Here is a 15,863-nt window from a genome sequence, read left to right on the forward strand (position 1 = left end):
TTATTGTAACAACATAGCAACATTAACAGTTTTTCGATCGTCTTCACAATCAAAGAAACCGGTTACAGTAACCGGTTGCAGAATGCTGAAATGACGATTAATACTGAAGTTGTCACTTCCTCTGTATCACATAATAAGAGCCATCTATGAAACTTAACTCGAAAAGCGGTAGCGCTGGTGTTCCTCCCGGCACGGTTGCGAAAAGTGGTAATGGGCTTTACGTGGTGGCGGTGTTGATGCCAGCGCGGTTGCAGGGTTTTGCACAACGGGAGAACGGCTATGTCTACTAACCATGCTGTGTTTAACGTGATTTTCCGCTTTGTTGAAAATTACGTCAGCCCTGTTGCCGGGCGCATCTCTTCGCAACGACATGTAATGGCCATTCGCGACGGTTTTATTTCGGCGATGCCTTTTATGATTGTAGGCTCTTTTCTGCTGGTTTTTGCCTACCCGCCTTTTTCTCCGGATACCACCTGGGGATTTGCTCGCGCGTGGCTGGATCTGGCAAAACAGTTTGAAGGCCAAATCCTCACACCGTTTGATATGACGATGGGGATTATGTCGGTCTACATATGTGCGGCTATTGCTTATAACCTGGGCAAGCACTATGTGAAGTCGCATCAGTTAGATCCGTTTATGTGTGCGATGCTATCAATCATGGCTTTTTTGCTGATTGCCGCGCCAAAAACCAAAGGCACAATGCCGGTTGAAAGCCTGGGAGGAACGGGGATTTTCACCGCCATCCTGGTGGCCATTTACTGTGTTGAAATGATGCGCTTCCTGAAGGCGCACAACATCGGCATCCGTTTACCCGATCAGGTGCCGCCGATGATCAAAAACTCTTTCGATCTGCTGATCCCGGTGCTGGTGGTAGTACTGACGCTGTACCCGCTGAGTCTGGTGATACAGTCGCAGTTTGACATGCTGATCCCTCAGGCCATTATGGCCATCTTTAAACCACTGGTGTCGGCTGCAGATTCTCTCCCGGCGATACTTCTGGCGGTATTGATTGGACATCTATTGTGGTTTGCGGGTATTCACGGCGCGGCAATTGTGTCGGGAATGCTGCAAATGTTCTGGCTAACTAATCTTGGGATGAACCAGTCGGCGCTGGCGCAGGGCGCGCCGTTACCGCATATCTTTATGGAAGCGTTCTGGACGTTCTTTATTGTGGTCGGAGGGTCAGGTGCAACGATGGGGTTGGTGATTTGCTATCTGCGTAGTCGTTCGGCTCATCTACGCTCGATTGGGCGTCTGAGCGTAGTCCCCAGCATTTTTAATATTAACGAACCGGTGATTTTTGGTACGCCGATTGTCATGAACCCGGTGTTTTTTATCCCCTTCCTGCTGGCCCCAATGGTGAATGCGGTACTGGCCTGGGCGGCGATGAAACTGGATTTAATTGGGCGGGTCATTTCAGTGGTTCCCTGGACAGCACCGGCACCGGTTGGCGCGGCATGGGCATTAGGCTGGGATTATCGTGCGGCTATTCTGGTGGTGCTGTTGGCGCTGGTGTCGGCCGTTATCTACTTCCCATTCTTTAAGGTCTACGAAAAGCAGCTATTGGCGCAGGAAAAAGAAGAAGCGCAGCGTATGGAAGAGGAAAACCAGCAGGTTGCATAAATATCTGGCGAGGGGCTACGGCTCCTCGCTTACTTCAGCGTGCAGTCTCCGCATTGCTGAACGTCAGGCAGGCGATAGCGTTGGCAGCAGGTTCTGCGTACTAACAGCCCCTCGCGCGGAACAACGGTTCGCCACAGAGGGTTATCCTGACCGCAGGAGAGTTGTTTCTCAAAAAAGCAGGTCTGGCGCAGCGTGGTCAGCAGTTCCTCACCTAGCAACGGCTTCATTTCCGTTAAATACCAGTGAATTAAATATCCGGTGTTGCTCCAGATAAGCTTCGCGTTGATCTCGCCAGTTGCTTCCAACGCCTGCACAACCGGCGTCAGCGCTGAGAGAATCAGCGTTTCCATGCGTTGTTGAGGAGACAGGGCTGTAGCCTGGTGATCCTGATGGACGTCGATCCAGAAGCAGGCCGCACGGCCCGTTTCGTGAAACTCTACGCGCATATGTTCAGGAGAGACGTCGATAGCCTCTTTTTGCATCAGTAGGGCCACCATTAACGGAGGCATCATCAGGCCGATATACCATTGCGCCCAAAGAGAAATCAGGGGCTTATTTTCGCGGGATAGCGTGGGTTGGTTGCGATAGATATGGTCTGAATAAACGGCCAGCAGCGAGCTAAGCGTCGCCGGTTGCGTCCATTCATGCAGCGTCATTGCACCTGGCACAGGCGTTTCGTCAAGACGAATGAAGTCCAGCAGGTGCTCGCGAGTTTTGGCTATCGTTGCGCGTACGGCAGCAGCCAGCGAGGGCATCTCTGAGGGGAGATGGCTACGCCAGATGACATCTTCAACGATCGGTGCGGAACGATAAGCCATGTCGATATAAGGATGTTAATCTTAATGATAATGATTGCCAATCCTATAATTGACATTGAGCGATGGCAAGATCTTTGTCGCCATCCCGAGCGGCAGCGCACAGAAAGCTCAGGTAGAAGGGCAGTTTACCCGCAGCTCATCGCTGACCAGGGTATTGTTACGCCCAAGATTCTTGGCCTCGTAAAGGGCTTTATCCGCTTTGGCGATAGCAGCATCAATATCCTGTTCTACCAGAGGTGCAATGCCGATACTGACGGTTACGTTGGTTGCCACGCTCTCATTAAACATGTGAGGGATTTTAAGGTCGTACACTTTCTGGCGGATACGTTCGGCGGCAGCCTGGGCCTGCTGTGGATCGACCGCGGTCAGCAAAATCATAAACTCTTCACCGCCAAAACGCGCCACCACGTCCCGGGAGCGTACGGAGTCTCGGATGGCGGCAGAAACACGGATCAACGCCTGGTCGCCCATCATATGTCCGTAATGATCGTTATAGGATTTGAAATGGTCGATATCCAGCAGCAGAACGAAGTGCCTCGAATTACTCAGAGCCAACAGCGTATCGAGCCGGTGTTGCAGCCCCCGGCGATTATACAAACCGGTTAGCGGGTCGAGCATGCTGAGCCCGTTCAGGGTTTCCCTTTCCTCCAGCAGTTTGTACATCAGTTGCTGAGCGAATCCATCGTAGCGCTTTTGTATCACATGCTGAATGGCGATACCGGCCATAGGCAGCGCCATAAAATAGAAAATCCGCAAACCATGTTCGCTGCCGTTAAGCCATAAACAAACGGCGACGGAGGGGAGTGAGTGGAGCGTAAACGCGATGATATTATTGGCAAAAGCGATAGAGCCAATAAACAGTACGCTGAGCAGCGCTATTAACAGGAAATAATAATCATTCTGACCTAGAGCATTATATTTCAAGAATATATGTAACGCCCATAACAAGCCAAAAACGATTGAAATAAAAGGGAGATTAATTCTTTTATCCGCGTATTTCCCATGCCATACCAGCAGCAGTGTACTCATCACCAGCATCAGCAACGCCGGTACTGATAAGGCTTTGACCGCAAACAGTGGGAAAAAAAGCGTAAACAGCGCGGAGACTGCGTTGAGCAGCAGAAACAGTCGTAAAGAGAGTTGGTATTTTTTTGTGCGCAGAGTTCGCCAGGATTGTACTGTCATAGGTAAATATTGTTAGTTATCTGCAATGTACGAAGGTGTGTTGGTAAATAAAACAAATAACGAACGGGGTATCATTCGCAGAGGTTTTTATTGTTTTTAGTTGAAGAGCTAACCGCTGAGCAATTTATCACCTTGGATTATTCATGTCATCAATCGTTAAGTAAAACTCATATAATTGATAGTGCTTCACGGCTGACAAATGAGAAATTTTATCATATGATATTGGTTATCATTATCAATGTCATAGGTGAAATCATGTTGCAACGTACGCTGGGCAGTGGATGGGGTGTTCTGCTGCCGGGAATGCTGATTGCCGGGATGGCATATAGCGACCTGTCGGTCTACGTATGGAAGGTGATGATTGTATTAGGATTACTGCTGACTTCGCTCATGCTGTACCACAAACGTTTACGGCACTTTGTTTTGTTACCTTCATGCGCGGCACTGATTGGTGGCATTGTTTTGGTAATGATGAACTGGAATCAGGGATGAACAAAACAGAGAAGGAAATCGAGAGGGAAATAAGATAATTGGTGCGAGGGGGGGGACTCGAACCCCCACATCCTAAGGACACTAACACCTGAAGCTAGCGCGTCTACCAATTCCGCCACCTTCGCACAGTCATCTTATTTTTTTGATATCGCCTCGTTGGTGCGAGGGGGGGGACTCGAACCCCCACATCCTAAGGACACTAACACCTGAAGCTAGCGCGTCTACCAATTCCGCCACCTTCGCCCAGTGCGAGCAATATCAACGTGGATTATGGTGCGAGGGGGGGGACTTGAACCCCCACGTCCGAAAGGACACTAACACCTGAAGCTAGCGCGTCTACCAATTCCGCCACCTTCGCATACCATCGACACTCAAAAAGTATCGTTACCACGGGGGCGAATTCTAGAGATTTTATGCAGGGCGTCAACAGTTAATTTTCGAACTTAACGTGATTGCCGAAAAAAAAGGCGTTTCTTCGGTTTTTGGCGTTTTATGCAGGCCGGATAAGCGATAGCGCCATCCGGCGTTGCTCGGTGTCACGCCGGATGGCGGCGTAAACGCCTTATCTGGCCTACAGCCGTTAGGCTTTTTTCGCCTGGCGCGTCATCACAGTGCGATAGACCTTGAAACGTCCGGTCTGCGCGATAACTTCATGGAAGCCAAACACTTCATCCAGAACCTTCGGATAAGGCAGGAAGGCGTTCGCCACAATACGCAGTTCACCACCGCTGTTGAGATGACGCACTGCGCCACGAATCAGCGTTTGTGCGGCATCAAGGCTGGTCTGCATACCGTCGTGGAACGGCGGGTTGGAGATGATCATATCAAAACGACCCGTCACGTCAGAAAAGACGTTACTGGCGATGACGTCACCTTCAATGCCGTTGGCTGCAAGCGTTGCGCGGCTGGCTTCAACGGCGGCGGCGCTAACATCGCACAGGGTTAAGCGCACTTTCGGCGAGTGGCTGGCTAAGGCGACGGAGAGAACGCCTGCGCCACAGCCGACATCCAGCACTTTGCCTTTGGTGTGCGGCGTCAGCGTGGAGAGCAGCAGTTGGCTGCCAACATCCAGGCCGTCACGGCTGAAGACGCCCGGCAGCGTTTTGATGGTCAGATTTTCTGTCTGGTATTCATCCCAGTATTTTTCTGCATCAAAGACCGGCTGTTTTTCCAGACGACCGTGGTACAGGCCACAGCGACGTGCGCTGTCGACTTTGTTTAACGGTGCGTATTCGGCAAGCATCTGCTCTGCGCTACGTACGCCGCTGCGATTCTCGCCGACAACAAAAATATCGGTGCCCACCGGTAACAGCGACAGAATGTTCATCAACTGGAACTGGGCTTCCGGCTTATTCTTCGGCCAGTAGTAGATCAGCGTATCGCTATCGGCAACGTCATCGGCCTGCGCGACGAGGCTGAAGCGGACGTTGTCGCCCATCTGGCGGTTAAGCACCTGCCAGTGGTGAAGTTGCTGGGTGTGCGCACGGTTGGCGGCGCTTTCAAAATGGGCAGGCAGGTCATCCTGCAAATCACCGGCAAACAGAATACGGCTTTGTTCGAAATCATCACTGTGGCGCAGCAAGACTTCACTTGCCGGGGTAAAAGCAGACATGGAATGCTCCTTAAATTGTACAGCGGGGGATTATAGTTGTTTGATGGCACGGATTCGACAAATTTGCTATATTTGCGCCCCTGATAGACAGGAGTGTTTCGCTATGACATCCCGACGAGACTGGCAGTTACAGCAACTGGGCATTACGCAGTGGTCGTTGCGTCGTCCTGGCGCACTGCAGGGCGAGATCGCGATTTCCATTCCTGCGCATGTCCGTTTGGTGATGGTTGCTGCACAGTTACCCGCGCTAACCGAACCGTTGATCAGCGATATTTTACGCGCATTAACCGTTAGCCCGGATCAGGTTTTACAACTGACGCCTGACCGTGTCGCCATGCTGCCGCAAGGCAGTCGCTGTAATAGCTGGCGGCTGGGAACCGAAGAGCCGCTGCTGCTGGAGGGCGCTCAGGTCGAGAGTCCTGCGTTTAATGAATTACGGGAAAACCCAGCGGCACGCGCCGCGTTATGGCAACAAATCTGCGCATATGAACACGATTTCTTCCCTCGAGCCGAATGATTTACCCGCAGCATTTCAGATTGAAAAACGCGCCCACGCTTTTCCGTGGAGTGAAAAAACATTTGCCAGCAACCAGGGCGATCGCTACCTCAATTTTCAGTTGAGGGTTGACGACGTGATGGCCGCCTTTGCAATTACGCAGGTCGTACTGGATGAAGCGACGTTGTTCAATATCGCCGTCGATCCTGACTTTCAGCGCCGGGGCCTGGGGCGTGAGCTGCTGGAGCACCTGATCGATGAGCTGGAAAAGCGTGGCATTTTGACCCTGTGGCTTGAAGTGCGCGCCTCGAATGCGGCCGCTATCGCGCTGTACGAAAGCTTAGGCTTTAACGAGGCGACGATCCGTCGCAACTACTATCCAACGGCCGATGGTCACGAAGACGCCATCATCATGGCGTTGCCAATCAGTATGTAAGATAAGGTGTAATGATGAAGAAGTGGGACTGGATTTTCTTTGATGCCGACGAAACGCTGTTTACGTTTGACTCGTTTACCGGCTTACAGCGGATGTTTCTCGACTATAGCATTACCTTTACCGCTGAAGATTTTCAGGACTACCAGGCCGTGAATAAACCGCTGTGGGTGGATTACCAAAACGGCGCGATTACCTCATTACAACTGCAGCATGCCCGTTTTCAGAGCTGGGCCGAACGCCTGAAGGTTGAACCGGGCCAGCTTAATGACGCATTCATCAATGCGATGGCGGAGATCTGCTCACCGTTGCCGGGGGCGGTTTCTCTGCTCAATGCGATTCGTGATAAAACGAAAATCGGCATCATTACTAACGGCTTTACCGCGTTGCAGCAAATCCGCCTTGAGCGGACGGGGCTGCGCGACTATTTCGACCTGCTGGTGATTTCTGAGCAGGTTGGGGTGGCAAAACCCGACCCCCGTATTTTTGACCATGCGCTGGAGCAGGCGGGTAATCCTGACCGTTCTCGCGTGCTGATGGTGGGTGACACCGCAGAGTCCGATATTCTTGGCGGCATTAACGCCGGGCTATCCACCTGCTGGCTAAATACGCACCACCGCGAGCAGCCAGCGGGCATTCAGCCGACCTGGACCGTAGCGTCATTAAGCGAACTGGAGCAGCTCCTGTGTAAACACTGATTGCCTCCCCCCCGTTGATGGGTAAAATAGCCGCAATTTTTCGTATTCAACTTGCCCGGCCCGTTGCCGTGCTTACCTAAGAAGATTTGACTATGACGTTGTCTCCTTATTTGCAAGAGGTGGCCAAACGCCGCACTTTTGCCATTATTTCTCACCCGGATGCCGGTAAAACGACAATTACTGAAAAGGTACTGTTATTCGGACAGGCCATTCAGACCGCCGGTACGGTAAAAGGCCGTGGCTCCAGCCAGCATGCAAAATCTGACTGGATGGAAATGGAAAAGCAGCGTGGTATCTCCATTACCACCTCTGTGATGCAGTTTCCGTATCATGACTGCCTGGTGAACCTGCTGGACACCCCGGGGCACGAAGACTTCTCCGAAGATACCTATCGTACTCTGACGGCGGTGGACTGCTGCCTGATGGTTATCGATGCCGCAAAAGGCGTCGAGGATCGTACCCGTAAGCTGATGGAAGTTACCCGTCTGCGCGATACGCCGATCCTGACCTTTATGAACAAACTCGACCGTGACATCCGCGATCCGATGGAGCTGCTGGATGAAGTCGAGAACGAACTGAAAATCGGCTGTGCGCCAATCACCTGGCCGATTGGCTGCGGTAAGTTGTTCAAAGGTGTCTATCACCTTTATAAAGATGAAACTTACCTGTATCAGACCGGTAAAGGACACACCATTCAGGAAGTGCGTGTTGTTAAAGGTCTGAACAACCCGGAACTTGATGCTGCCGTGGGTGAAGACCTGGCGCAGCAGCTGCGTGACGAGCTGGAGCTGGTGCAGGGCGCGTCCAATGAGTTCGACCATGAGCTGTTCCTCGCGGGCGAAATCACCCCGGTCTTCTTCGGTACCGCGCTGGGTAACTTCGGCGTTGACCATATGCTGGACGGCTTAGTGGAGTGGGCGCCTGCGCCGATGCCGCGTAAAACCGACACCCGCGTCGTCGAAGCCTCAGAAGAGAAGTTCACCGGTTTCGTGTTTAAAATTCAGGCCAACATGGACCCGAAACACCGTGACCGCGTGGCGTTCATGCGTGTGGTATCCGGCAAGTATGAGAAAGGCATGAAAATGCGCCAGGTGCGCATTGGTAAAGACGTGGTGATCTCCGACGCACTCACCTTTATGGCCGGTGACCGTTCTCATGTGGAAGAAGCGTATCCGGGTGATATTCTCGGTCTGCATAACCACGGCACTATCCAGATCGGTGATACCTTTACCCAGGGCGAAATGATGAAGTTCACCGGTATTCCGAACTTCGCACCGGAGCTGTTCCGTCGTATTCGCCTGAAGGATCCATTGAAGCAGAAACAGCTGCTGAAAGGGCTGGTTCAGCTGTCAGAAGAGGGCGCAGTGCAGGTATTCCGTCCGATCGCCAATAACGATTTGATCGTGGGCGCTGTCGGTGTGCTGCAGTTTGACGTGGTGGTTTCACGTCTGAAGAGCGAGTACAACGTTGAAGCGATTTATGAATCTGTCAACGTGGCGACTGCGCGCTGGGTAGAATGTTCTGACGTGAAGAAATTCGAAGAGTTTAAGCGTAAGAACGAAATTCAGCTGGCGCTGGATGGCGGCGATAACCTCACCTATATCGCACCAACCATGGTTAACCTGAATCTCACCCAGGAACGTTACCCGGACGTTCAGTTCCGTAAAACACGCGAACACTAATCGACCTTCCAGGGCACGGTATCCGCCGTGTCCTGCAACTTTTCCTGTCTTTTAAATCCCTTGCGGAATGTTCTTAAAACCTCGCGTTTTTCTTTTGTTTGCCTGTTTTTTAATCAATTTTGACTGCGATCACGAAATCGTGAACTATATTTAACAATGTGATGACATAAATATCGGCGTTAAATGCTTTTTAGGCTGCCTGTTGCAGCGTCTATTGCTGATATTTATTCCACTTACAAGATTAGTTGCTGGTTCAGGCCGTGTAACGGCAGAGCATAGCTTTTAGCAAAACATACAGGAATACATCGATGACAATGACAGGACTTAAGATTTCTAAAACGCTGCTGGCCGTGATGCTGACCTCCGCTGTTGCAACGGGTTCTGCTTATGCAGAAAACGCCACGATGGATAAAGCGCAATCCGGCGTCGAAAGTGCGGGGCAGAAAGTCGATAGCTCTATGAACAAAGTCGGTAATTTCATGGATGACAGCACCATCACCGCGAAAGTAAAAGCCGCGCTGGTGGACCACGAAAGTATTAAGAGCACCGATATTTCCGTCAAAACAGATCAAAAGGTGGTGACACTAAGCGGGTTTGTTGAAAGCCAGGCACAGGCCGAAGAAGCGGTGAAAGTGGCGAAAGGCGTTGAGGGTGTGACCTCCGTTAGCGACAAACTGCACGTGCGTGATAGTAAAGAAACCTCTGTAAAAGGTTATGCGGGCGATACGGCAATCACCAGTGAGGTAAAAGCCAAGCTGCTGGCCGATGATATCGTCCCTTCCCGCAAGGTGAAAGTTGAGACCACCGATGGCGTTGTGCAACTTTCAGGCACCGTCGATTCACAGGCTCAAAGCGATCGTGCTGAGAGCATCGCCAAAGCGATTGATGGCGTGAAAAGCGTCAAAAACGATCTCAAAACTCAGTAATTAGACTTAATTCGTCCTCCTGACGTTTGTCGGGAGGCGTATTGTGCACCACACTGAAAATATCGCCGATGGGCAGCCTGAGCGCTCATATCAAGCGGTGAAATTAACTATGGTAAAGGAGAAGCATATGTTTCGATGGGGCATCATATTTCTGGTTATCGCGTTAATTGCCGCCGCACTCGGTTTTGGTGGACTGGCGGGTACTGCAGCCGGCGCAGCGAAAATTGTTTTCGTGGTGGGGATCATCCTGTTTCTGGTCAGCCTGTTTACAGGGCGTAAACGACCCTAGTAAGTAACCCGTAAAGATATCTTGCTACTAAGCCAGTCCATTGGACTGGCTTTTACGGTTTTAGCGTCAGGCGATTTGCGTTACTTTGTTGCTCTATTACAAAAACAACAGGAAGGCAGAGGTGGGGCAGAGAATACCCGTCACGCTCGGTAATATTGCGCCGTTATCGTTACGTCCGTTTCAACCAGGCAATATGGCGCTGGTGTGCGAGGGTGGGGGACAAAGAGGTATCTTTACCGCTGGCGTACTGGATGAATTCATGCGCGCGCAGTTTAATCCTTTTGAGCTCTTCTACGGGACGTCCGCTGGCGCGCAAAACCTTTCAGCCTATCTCTGTAACCAGCCCGGTTACGGTCGCAAAGTTATTATGCGATACACCACCCGACGCGAATTTTTTGACCCGGTGCGCTTTGTGCGCGGGGGAAACTTAATCGATCTCGACTGGCTGGTGGATTCGACTGCGTCCCAGATGCCGCTGGCAATGGATAACGCCGAGCGCCTGTTTGCCGCAGGAAAAGCGTTTTATATGTGCGCCTGTCGGGGCGATGATTACACGCCCGGCTATTTTTCGCCGAACCGGCAAAACTGGCTCGACCTCATTCGAGCCTCCAGCGCGATTCCCGGGTTCTACCGCACAGGGGTTGTATTGGACGGCGTGAACTATCTGGATGGAGGAGTTAGTGATGCCATACCTGTGCAGGAGGCAGCGAAGCAGGGGGCAAAAACGTTGGTAGTGATTCGCACTGTGCCTTCGCAAATGTACTACACCCCGCAGTGGTTCAAACGTATGGAGCGCTGGTTGGGTGAAAGTAGCCTGCAACCGTTTCTGAATCTGGTGCAGCATCATGAGACCAGCTATCGTGCTATCCAGAGTTTTATTGAGAAGCCGCCGGGCAAGCTGCGTATTTTTGAGATCTATCCGCCAAAACCACTCCATAGCATGGCGTTGGGCAGCCGTATTCCGGCACTGAGGGAAGATTACAAAACCGGACGCCTGTGCGGTCGTTACTTTCTGGCGACAGTCGGCAAACTGCTGGCGAAAAATGCGCCGCTGCCTCGTCAGACGCCGAAGATTGTGGTGCCGGGGCCGGTGGTAGTTCCTCCCGCGCCGGTGGCCAACGATGCCCATGTGCCAGTGGTGACCGATGCGCCTCAGGCGAACGACACGACGTTTGATAATGAGGATTTGGCGTGAGTTATCGTTTTATCGATACGCATTGTCACTTTGATTTCCCGCCGTTTACCGGCGATGAATCTGCCAGCATTCAGCGCGCGGCGGAGGTTGGTGTACAGAGCATTATCGTTCCGGCCACCCAGGCGGCGAATTTTCCCCGCGTACTGGCGTTAGTGGAAAATTATCCTCCATTGTTTGCCGCGCTTGGTCTGCATCCCATTGTTATTGAACAACATAGCGATGACTGCCTGGACCAGTTGCAACAGGAGCTGGATAAGCGCCCACAAAAGCTGGTGGCGCTAGGCGAGATTGGATTGGATCTGTATCGGGACGATCCGCAATTCGATAAGCAAGAGCGGGTGCTGGAAGCGCAGCTAAAGCTGGCGAAGCGGTATGAATTGCCGGTGATCCTGCATTCGCGGCGCACCCATGACAAGCTGGCGATGCACTTGAAACGTCATGCTTTGCCGCGAACTGGCGTGGTGCATGGTTTTTCCGGGAGCGTGCAGCAGGCAGAGCGCTTTGTGCAACTGGGATACAAAATTGGCGTGGGAGGCACCATTACCTATCCGCGCGCCAGTAAAACCCGCGAGGTAATAGCGCAACTGCCGCTGGAATCGCTGTTGCTGGAAACCGACGCGCCGGATATGCCGCTCAACGGCTTTCAGGGGCAGCCTAACCGCCCGGAGCAGGTAGTCAGAGTCTTCGACGTCTTATGCGAACTGCGCCCGGAACCTGCGGACGTGATCGCTGACGCGCTGTATCGTAATACCACGGCGCTGTTTAACGTGTGATTGGGTGGCGTAGCCAGCCGACAAAAGTGTCCGCTTCGTAGGCCTGATAAGCGAAGCGCATCAGGCATAACTTTGCCGGATGGTGGCTGTGTTTTCTCCGGCCTGCAAATGATGTTGCCGCATCCGGCAATCACAGGTACAGCGCCGGGAAGATCAAATTATCCACCCTGCGCTCGCGCAATCTTTGCGCCAGGTGTTCCACATCCTTCGGCGTGGCGCTCGGCCAGTCCTTCGCTTCGCCATACACCCCGTGCGCATGAAAGGCATTCAACCGTACCGGTACGTCGCCGGTGCGTTTGATAAACGCCGCCAGCGCATCGATATGCTGTAGATAATCTTCCTGACCAGGAATAACCAGCAGGCGGAGTTCCGCCAGTTTGCTCTGCCCGGACAAAAAGGTAATGCTTTGTTTAATCAGCGTGTTATCGCGGCCGGTAAGCTGTCGATGACACGTGCTGTCCCAGGCTTTTAAATCCAGCATTACGCCGTCGCACACCGGCAGCAGCTTCTGCCAGCCGGTTTCACTCAGCATGCCGTTGCTGTCGACCATGCAGGTCAGGTGTTGCAACTGCGGATCGGTTTTTATCGCGGTAAATAGCGCCACAATAAAGGGGAGCTGGGTAGTCGCTTCACCGCCACTAACGGTTATCCCTTCGATAAACAGTGACGCTTTACGAATATGTTGCAGCACTTCATCAACGCTCATACTCTGCGCCATCGGCGTGGCCTGCTGGGGGCACATGTGCAGGCAGGTGTCACACTGCTGACACACATCGGACTGCCACCACACTTTCCCTGCGCTCAGGCTCAGCGCCTCATGCGGGCAATGCAGCACACACTCCCCGCAGTCGTTGCAGCGTCCCATCGTCCACGGATTGTGGCAATTTTTACAGCGCAGATTACATCCTTGCAGAAACAGAGCCAGACGACTGCCCGGCCCATCGACGCAGGAGAAAGGAATCAGCCTACTGACTAAAGCGCATCTGCTGTTCATGGCTAATCACGCGAGGTTGTCGTTCCAGAATGCGCGTATTGCGCGCGGCTTCTTCGCCAAGCCAGGTGGTGTTGGTTCGTGACCCTTCGGCGCGATACTTTTCCAGATCCGACAGGCGCACCATGTAACCCGTAACGCGAACCAGATCGTTGCCGCTCACGTTGGCGGTAAACTCGCGCATTCCGGCTTTAAACGCCCCGAGGCACAACTGCACCAGCGCCTGAGGATTACGCTTGATGGTTTCATCCAGCGTGAGAATGTCGCTGATCCCGGCGTGATAAAACGCGTGATGTGGCGCGACGGTTTGCAGATGGGTGATCGGATCCGGCTCATCGCCGTAAGGCAGGCGTGCCCCTGGCGTGGTGCCGATGTCAGAACTGATCCCCGACTGTGCATGCAGCATCGCGCGCTGCTTCCAGCCATATTTCACCGGGGTGTTTTCGACAAACTCAGCCAGGTAGGCGCTAATACGATAGCCGAGCTGATTGGCGAACTCATCTTTCCCATAGCGCGCATTCTGTCCCGCCTTATCGCACAGCAGGTTCACCGCCTCCGCCAGACCATACATCCCGAACATAGGCACAAAACGTTCGGGATCAATCAACCCTTCCTGCACGAGGAAGCTATTCTCAAAGAAATGTGATTTCTCATAGAGGAATTCACATCGTGAATCAATGATGGCGATTTGCTGCTGGCAGTAGTGCGGTAGGGTGCGCGTAAAGAAGTCATCGACAGAGGTGCTGCGCTCTGCGATGGCTTTCAGATTAAGCCTGACCAGCGTGCTTCCACCCCCGGCGAGCGGCAAAGAGTTGTAACAACTGACGACGCCATACTGACCTTTTGTGAAAATTTTATCATTTTCAGGGCCGTTGGAAATATGCGGCTTACTGCACTCGCAGATATTTTGCGCCACGTTGAGCAGCAGATCGTCAGGTGTGATTTGCGGGTCATAAATGAATGTCAGATTAGGCGAAACCTGCTTTAACTCTGCATCTGCGCGTAAAATTGCACGGGTGACTGGTGTATCGGCGGGGCCGATATTGGCATGCATAAACGCGTCTGGCAGGGTTCTGTCGAGATAACGCCAGAAACGTTTTATTCGAATATCGATCTCGTCTTGTGTTAGAATTCTAACATACGGTTGCAGCAGGGCATCGAGCTGACCGAGATAAACCGGCATCGACGTCACTGACGGAACATGGTGGTAAAGAATAGTGAGTAAGGACAACGCGCCATCAAGATCCCTGGCGCCTTCCAGCTCCAGCCACGATGAGCCATTGGCCAGAAAACGCGCGTAATCGGGTAAAACATAGCGCGGTTTGAACGGGGCATGACCTTCGTACATATCGCAGATTACCCCATCATCCAGCGCCTGACGTGCCTGTGCAGGCAGTTGCGGGTAAGGCAGCGCGTTTTCAGCTTCCAGCGCCAGAAAGTGGCGTTTCTGCTCAGGGCTGAGCACTGGGCTGGTCACGATTTGTTGGCAACGCTGTTGCAGCGCGAGTTCGCTTGAAGTGGGCATCGTTGATTCCTTTTTATCCCGAAGGTGTAACGCCATTGTAGAAAGCAACGCCGCCGCAACCTTTGATCCGGATGCGCCTGATGCCACCGCATCCCTTTAGAAAAGGTGATTTATTTGAAGTAGATCTCATTAGAGTAATGCAAATCTGTATGTGGTTTTCATTAACTGTGATGTATATCGAAGTGTAATAGCGAGCGGATGTTAGAATACTAACAAACTCGCAAGGTGAAATTTTATACGGCGATGCCGTTGGAGAATGTTATGACCGATTTAACAGCAAGCAGCCTGCGTGCACTGAAACTGATGGACCTGACTACCCTGAATGACGACGACACCAATGAAAAAGTGATCGCGCTGTGTCATCAGGCGAAGACCCCGGTTGGCAACACTGCCGCAATCTGTATCTATCCGCGTTTCATCCCTATTGCGCGTAAGACCCTGAAAGAGCAGGGCACGCCGGACATCCGCATTGCAACCGTAACCAACTTCCCGCACGGCAACGACGACATCGAGATTGCGCTGGCTGAAACCCGCGCGGCGATTGCTTACGGCGCAGATGAAGTTGACGTGGTGTTCCCGTACCGTGCGCTGATCGCCGGTAACGAGCAGATTGGTTTCGATCTGGTTAAAGCCTGCAAAGACGCGTGTGCGGCGGCAAACGTGCTGCTGAAAGTCATCATCGAAACCGGTGAGCTGAAAGAAGAAGCACTGATTCGCAAAGCGTCTGAAATCTCCATCAAAGCCGGTGCTGATTTCATCAAAACTTCTACCGGTAAAGTGCCGGTCAATGCGACGCCGGAAAGCGCACGCATCATGATGGAAGTGATCCGCGACATGGGTGTTTCTAAAACTGTAGGTTTCAAACCGGCTGGTGGCGTGCGCACTGCAGAAGATGCACAGCAGTTCCTGGCGATTGCCGATGAACTGTTTGGCGCTGACTGGGCTGATTCTCGTCACTACCGTTTTGGCGCATCCAGCCTGCTGGCGAGCCTGCTGAAAGCGCTGGGTCACGGCGACGGCAAGAGCGCAAGCAGCTACTAAGCCTTATATTGCCGGAGCTGTAGCGACGTAGGCCGGATAAGGCGTAGCCGCCATCCGGCATTAAGACGACTGCCGGGTGGCGCG

17 protein-coding genes and 3 tRNA genes are annotated in these 15,863 nt (G+C 52.5%); 12 read left to right on the forward strand and 8 right to left on the reverse strand.

The window, feature by feature from the left end; genetic code table 11:
* Window positions 1-146: 146 nt before the first annotated feature.
* Together OGY68_RS01660 and OGY68_RS01665 are read left to right on the forward strand one after the other, a co-directional pair.
* Window positions 147-290: a hypothetical protein gene (locus tag OGY68_RS01660; RefSeq protein ID WP_020996240.1), complete on the forward strand. Its 144-nt coding sequence runs from the start codon at window positions 147-149 to the stop codon at window positions 288-290.
* On the forward strand, window positions 280-1,623 hold the full coding sequence (locus OGY68_RS01665; protein ID WP_057067024.1) for a PTS sugar transporter subunit IIC: 1,344 nt from the start codon (window positions 280-282) through the stop codon (window positions 1,621-1,623). Before OGY68_RS01660 ends, OGY68_RS01665 begins: the two co-directional genes overlap by 11 nt.
* Window positions 1,624-1,652: 29 nt before the next feature.
* On the opposite strand, the gene fhuF is transcribed toward OGY68_RS01665, so the two are convergent.
* Both fhuF and OGY68_RS01675 read right to left on the reverse strand, forming a co-directional pair.
* Window positions 1,653-2,441 (reverse strand): siderophore-iron reductase FhuF, encoded by a 789-nt coding sequence (gene fhuF / locus OGY68_RS01670; RefSeq protein ID WP_057067023.1) that lies wholly within the window; start codon window positions 2,439-2,441, stop codon window positions 1,653-1,655.
* A gap of 108 nt (window positions 2,442-2,549) precedes the next feature.
* On the reverse strand, window positions 2,550-3,626 hold the full coding sequence (locus tag OGY68_RS01675; RefSeq protein ID WP_003829994.1) for a GGDEF domain-containing protein: 1,077 nt from the start codon (window positions 3,624-3,626) through the stop codon (window positions 2,550-2,552).
* A 255-nt stretch (window positions 3,627-3,881) separates the two neighbouring features.
* Here OGY68_RS01675 and OGY68_RS01680 point away from each other — a divergent pair, with 255 nt between their 5' ends.
* Window positions 3,882-4,118 (forward strand): DUF1435 domain-containing protein, encoded by a 237-nt coding sequence (locus tag OGY68_RS01680; RefSeq protein ID WP_003019100.1) that lies wholly within the window; start codon window positions 3,882-3,884, stop codon window positions 4,116-4,118.
* Between the two features lie 39 nt (window positions 4,119-4,157).
* Here OGY68_RS01680 and OGY68_RS01685 read toward each other — a convergent pair.
* The 4 genes from OGY68_RS01685 to rsmC form a co-directional block, all read right to left on the reverse strand.
* Window positions 4,158-4,243: transfer RNA gene (locus OGY68_RS01685), tRNA-Leu, on the reverse strand.
* Window positions 4,244-4,275: 32 nt separating this feature from the next.
* Window positions 4,276-4,361: transfer RNA gene (locus OGY68_RS01690), tRNA-Leu, on the reverse strand.
* 28 nt (window positions 4,362-4,389) lie between these two features.
* A tRNA-Leu gene (locus OGY68_RS01695) sits at window positions 4,390-4,476 on the reverse strand.
* Window positions 4,477-4,698: 222 nt separating this feature from the next.
* Window positions 4,699-5,730, reverse strand: a complete 1,032-nt coding sequence (rsmC, locus tag OGY68_RS01700; RefSeq protein WP_048236179.1) for a 16S rRNA (guanine(1207)-N(2))-methyltransferase RsmC — start codon at window positions 5,728-5,730, stop codon at window positions 4,699-4,701.
* Between the two features lie 103 nt (window positions 5,731-5,833).
* Between rsmC and holD the strand changes: the two genes are divergently transcribed.
* From holD to OGY68_RS01740, 8 genes are all read left to right on the forward strand, one after another.
* Window positions 5,834-6,247, forward strand: coding sequence for a DNA polymerase III subunit psi (holD, locus tag OGY68_RS01705; RefSeq protein WP_057067021.1), 414 nt, complete (start codon window positions 5,834-5,836; stop codon window positions 6,245-6,247).
* Complete coding sequence (gene rimI / locus OGY68_RS01710) at window positions 6,216-6,662, forward strand: ribosomal protein S18-alanine N-acetyltransferase (protein ID WP_057067019.1); 447 nt, start codon at window positions 6,216-6,218, stop codon at window positions 6,660-6,662. Before holD ends, rimI begins: the two co-directional genes overlap by 32 nt.
* A 14-nt stretch (window positions 6,663-6,676) precedes the next feature.
* Window positions 6,677-7,357, forward strand: coding sequence for a pyrimidine 5'-nucleotidase (gene yjjG / locus OGY68_RS01715; RefSeq protein ID WP_008786125.1), 681 nt, complete (start codon window positions 6,677-6,679; stop codon window positions 7,355-7,357).
* 92 nt (window positions 7,358-7,449) lie between these two features.
* Window positions 7,450-9,039 carry a peptide chain release factor 3 gene (prfC, locus tag OGY68_RS01720; RefSeq protein ID WP_003829982.1) on the forward strand — a complete coding sequence of 530 codons (1,590 nt, stop codon included), beginning with the start codon at window positions 7,450-7,452 and terminating at the stop codon, window positions 9,037-9,039.
* Between the two features lie 308 nt (window positions 9,040-9,347).
* On the forward strand, window positions 9,348-9,965 hold the full coding sequence (gene osmY, locus OGY68_RS01725; protein WP_003829980.1) for a molecular chaperone OsmY: 618 nt from the start codon (window positions 9,348-9,350) through the stop codon (window positions 9,963-9,965).
* 127 nt (window positions 9,966-10,092) lie between these two features.
* The gene (locus tag OGY68_RS01730) at window positions 10,093-10,254 is read left to right on the forward strand and encodes a DUF1328 domain-containing protein (RefSeq protein WP_003019081.1); all 162 of its coding nucleotides are present in this window, start codon (window positions 10,093-10,095) and stop codon (window positions 10,252-10,254) included.
* Between the two features lie 121 nt (window positions 10,255-10,375).
* Window positions 10,376-11,449, forward strand: a complete 1,074-nt coding sequence (locus OGY68_RS01735; protein WP_008786128.1) for a patatin-like phospholipase family protein — start codon at window positions 10,376-10,378, stop codon at window positions 11,447-11,449.
* Window positions 11,446-12,222 carry a metal-dependent hydrolase gene (locus OGY68_RS01740; protein WP_057067017.1) on the forward strand — a complete coding sequence of 259 codons (777 nt, stop codon included), beginning with the start codon at window positions 11,446-11,448 and terminating at the stop codon, window positions 12,220-12,222. The genes OGY68_RS01735 and OGY68_RS01740 overlap by 4 nt, the downstream gene beginning before the upstream one ends.
* A gap of 130 nt (window positions 12,223-12,352) precedes the next feature.
* On the opposite strand, the gene OGY68_RS01745 is transcribed toward OGY68_RS01740, so the two are convergent.
* Together OGY68_RS01745 and OGY68_RS01750 are read right to left on the reverse strand one after the other, a co-directional pair.
* Window positions 12,353-13,216 (reverse strand): YjjW family glycine radical enzyme activase, encoded by an 864-nt coding sequence (locus OGY68_RS01745; RefSeq protein ID WP_032942315.1) that lies wholly within the window; start codon window positions 13,214-13,216, stop codon window positions 12,353-12,355.
* Window positions 13,188-14,738, reverse strand: a complete 1,551-nt coding sequence (locus OGY68_RS01750; RefSeq protein ID WP_057067014.1) for a YjjI family glycine radical enzyme — start codon at window positions 14,736-14,738, stop codon at window positions 13,188-13,190. Before OGY68_RS01750 ends, OGY68_RS01745 begins: the two co-directional genes overlap by 29 nt.
* A gap of 261 nt (window positions 14,739-14,999) precedes the next feature.
* Between OGY68_RS01750 and deoC the strand changes: the two genes are divergently transcribed.
* Window positions 15,000-15,779: a deoxyribose-phosphate aldolase gene (gene deoC, locus OGY68_RS01755; protein WP_003019042.1), complete on the forward strand. Its 780-nt coding sequence runs from the start codon at window positions 15,000-15,002 to the stop codon at window positions 15,777-15,779.
* The last annotated feature ends 84 nt before the right edge of the window (window positions 15,780-15,863 follow it).

This window comes from Citrobacter sp. Cpo065 (genome assembly GCF_030332805.1).
Classification (GTDB): domain Bacteria; phylum Pseudomonadota; class Gammaproteobacteria; order Enterobacterales; family Enterobacteriaceae; genus Citrobacter; species Citrobacter portucalensis.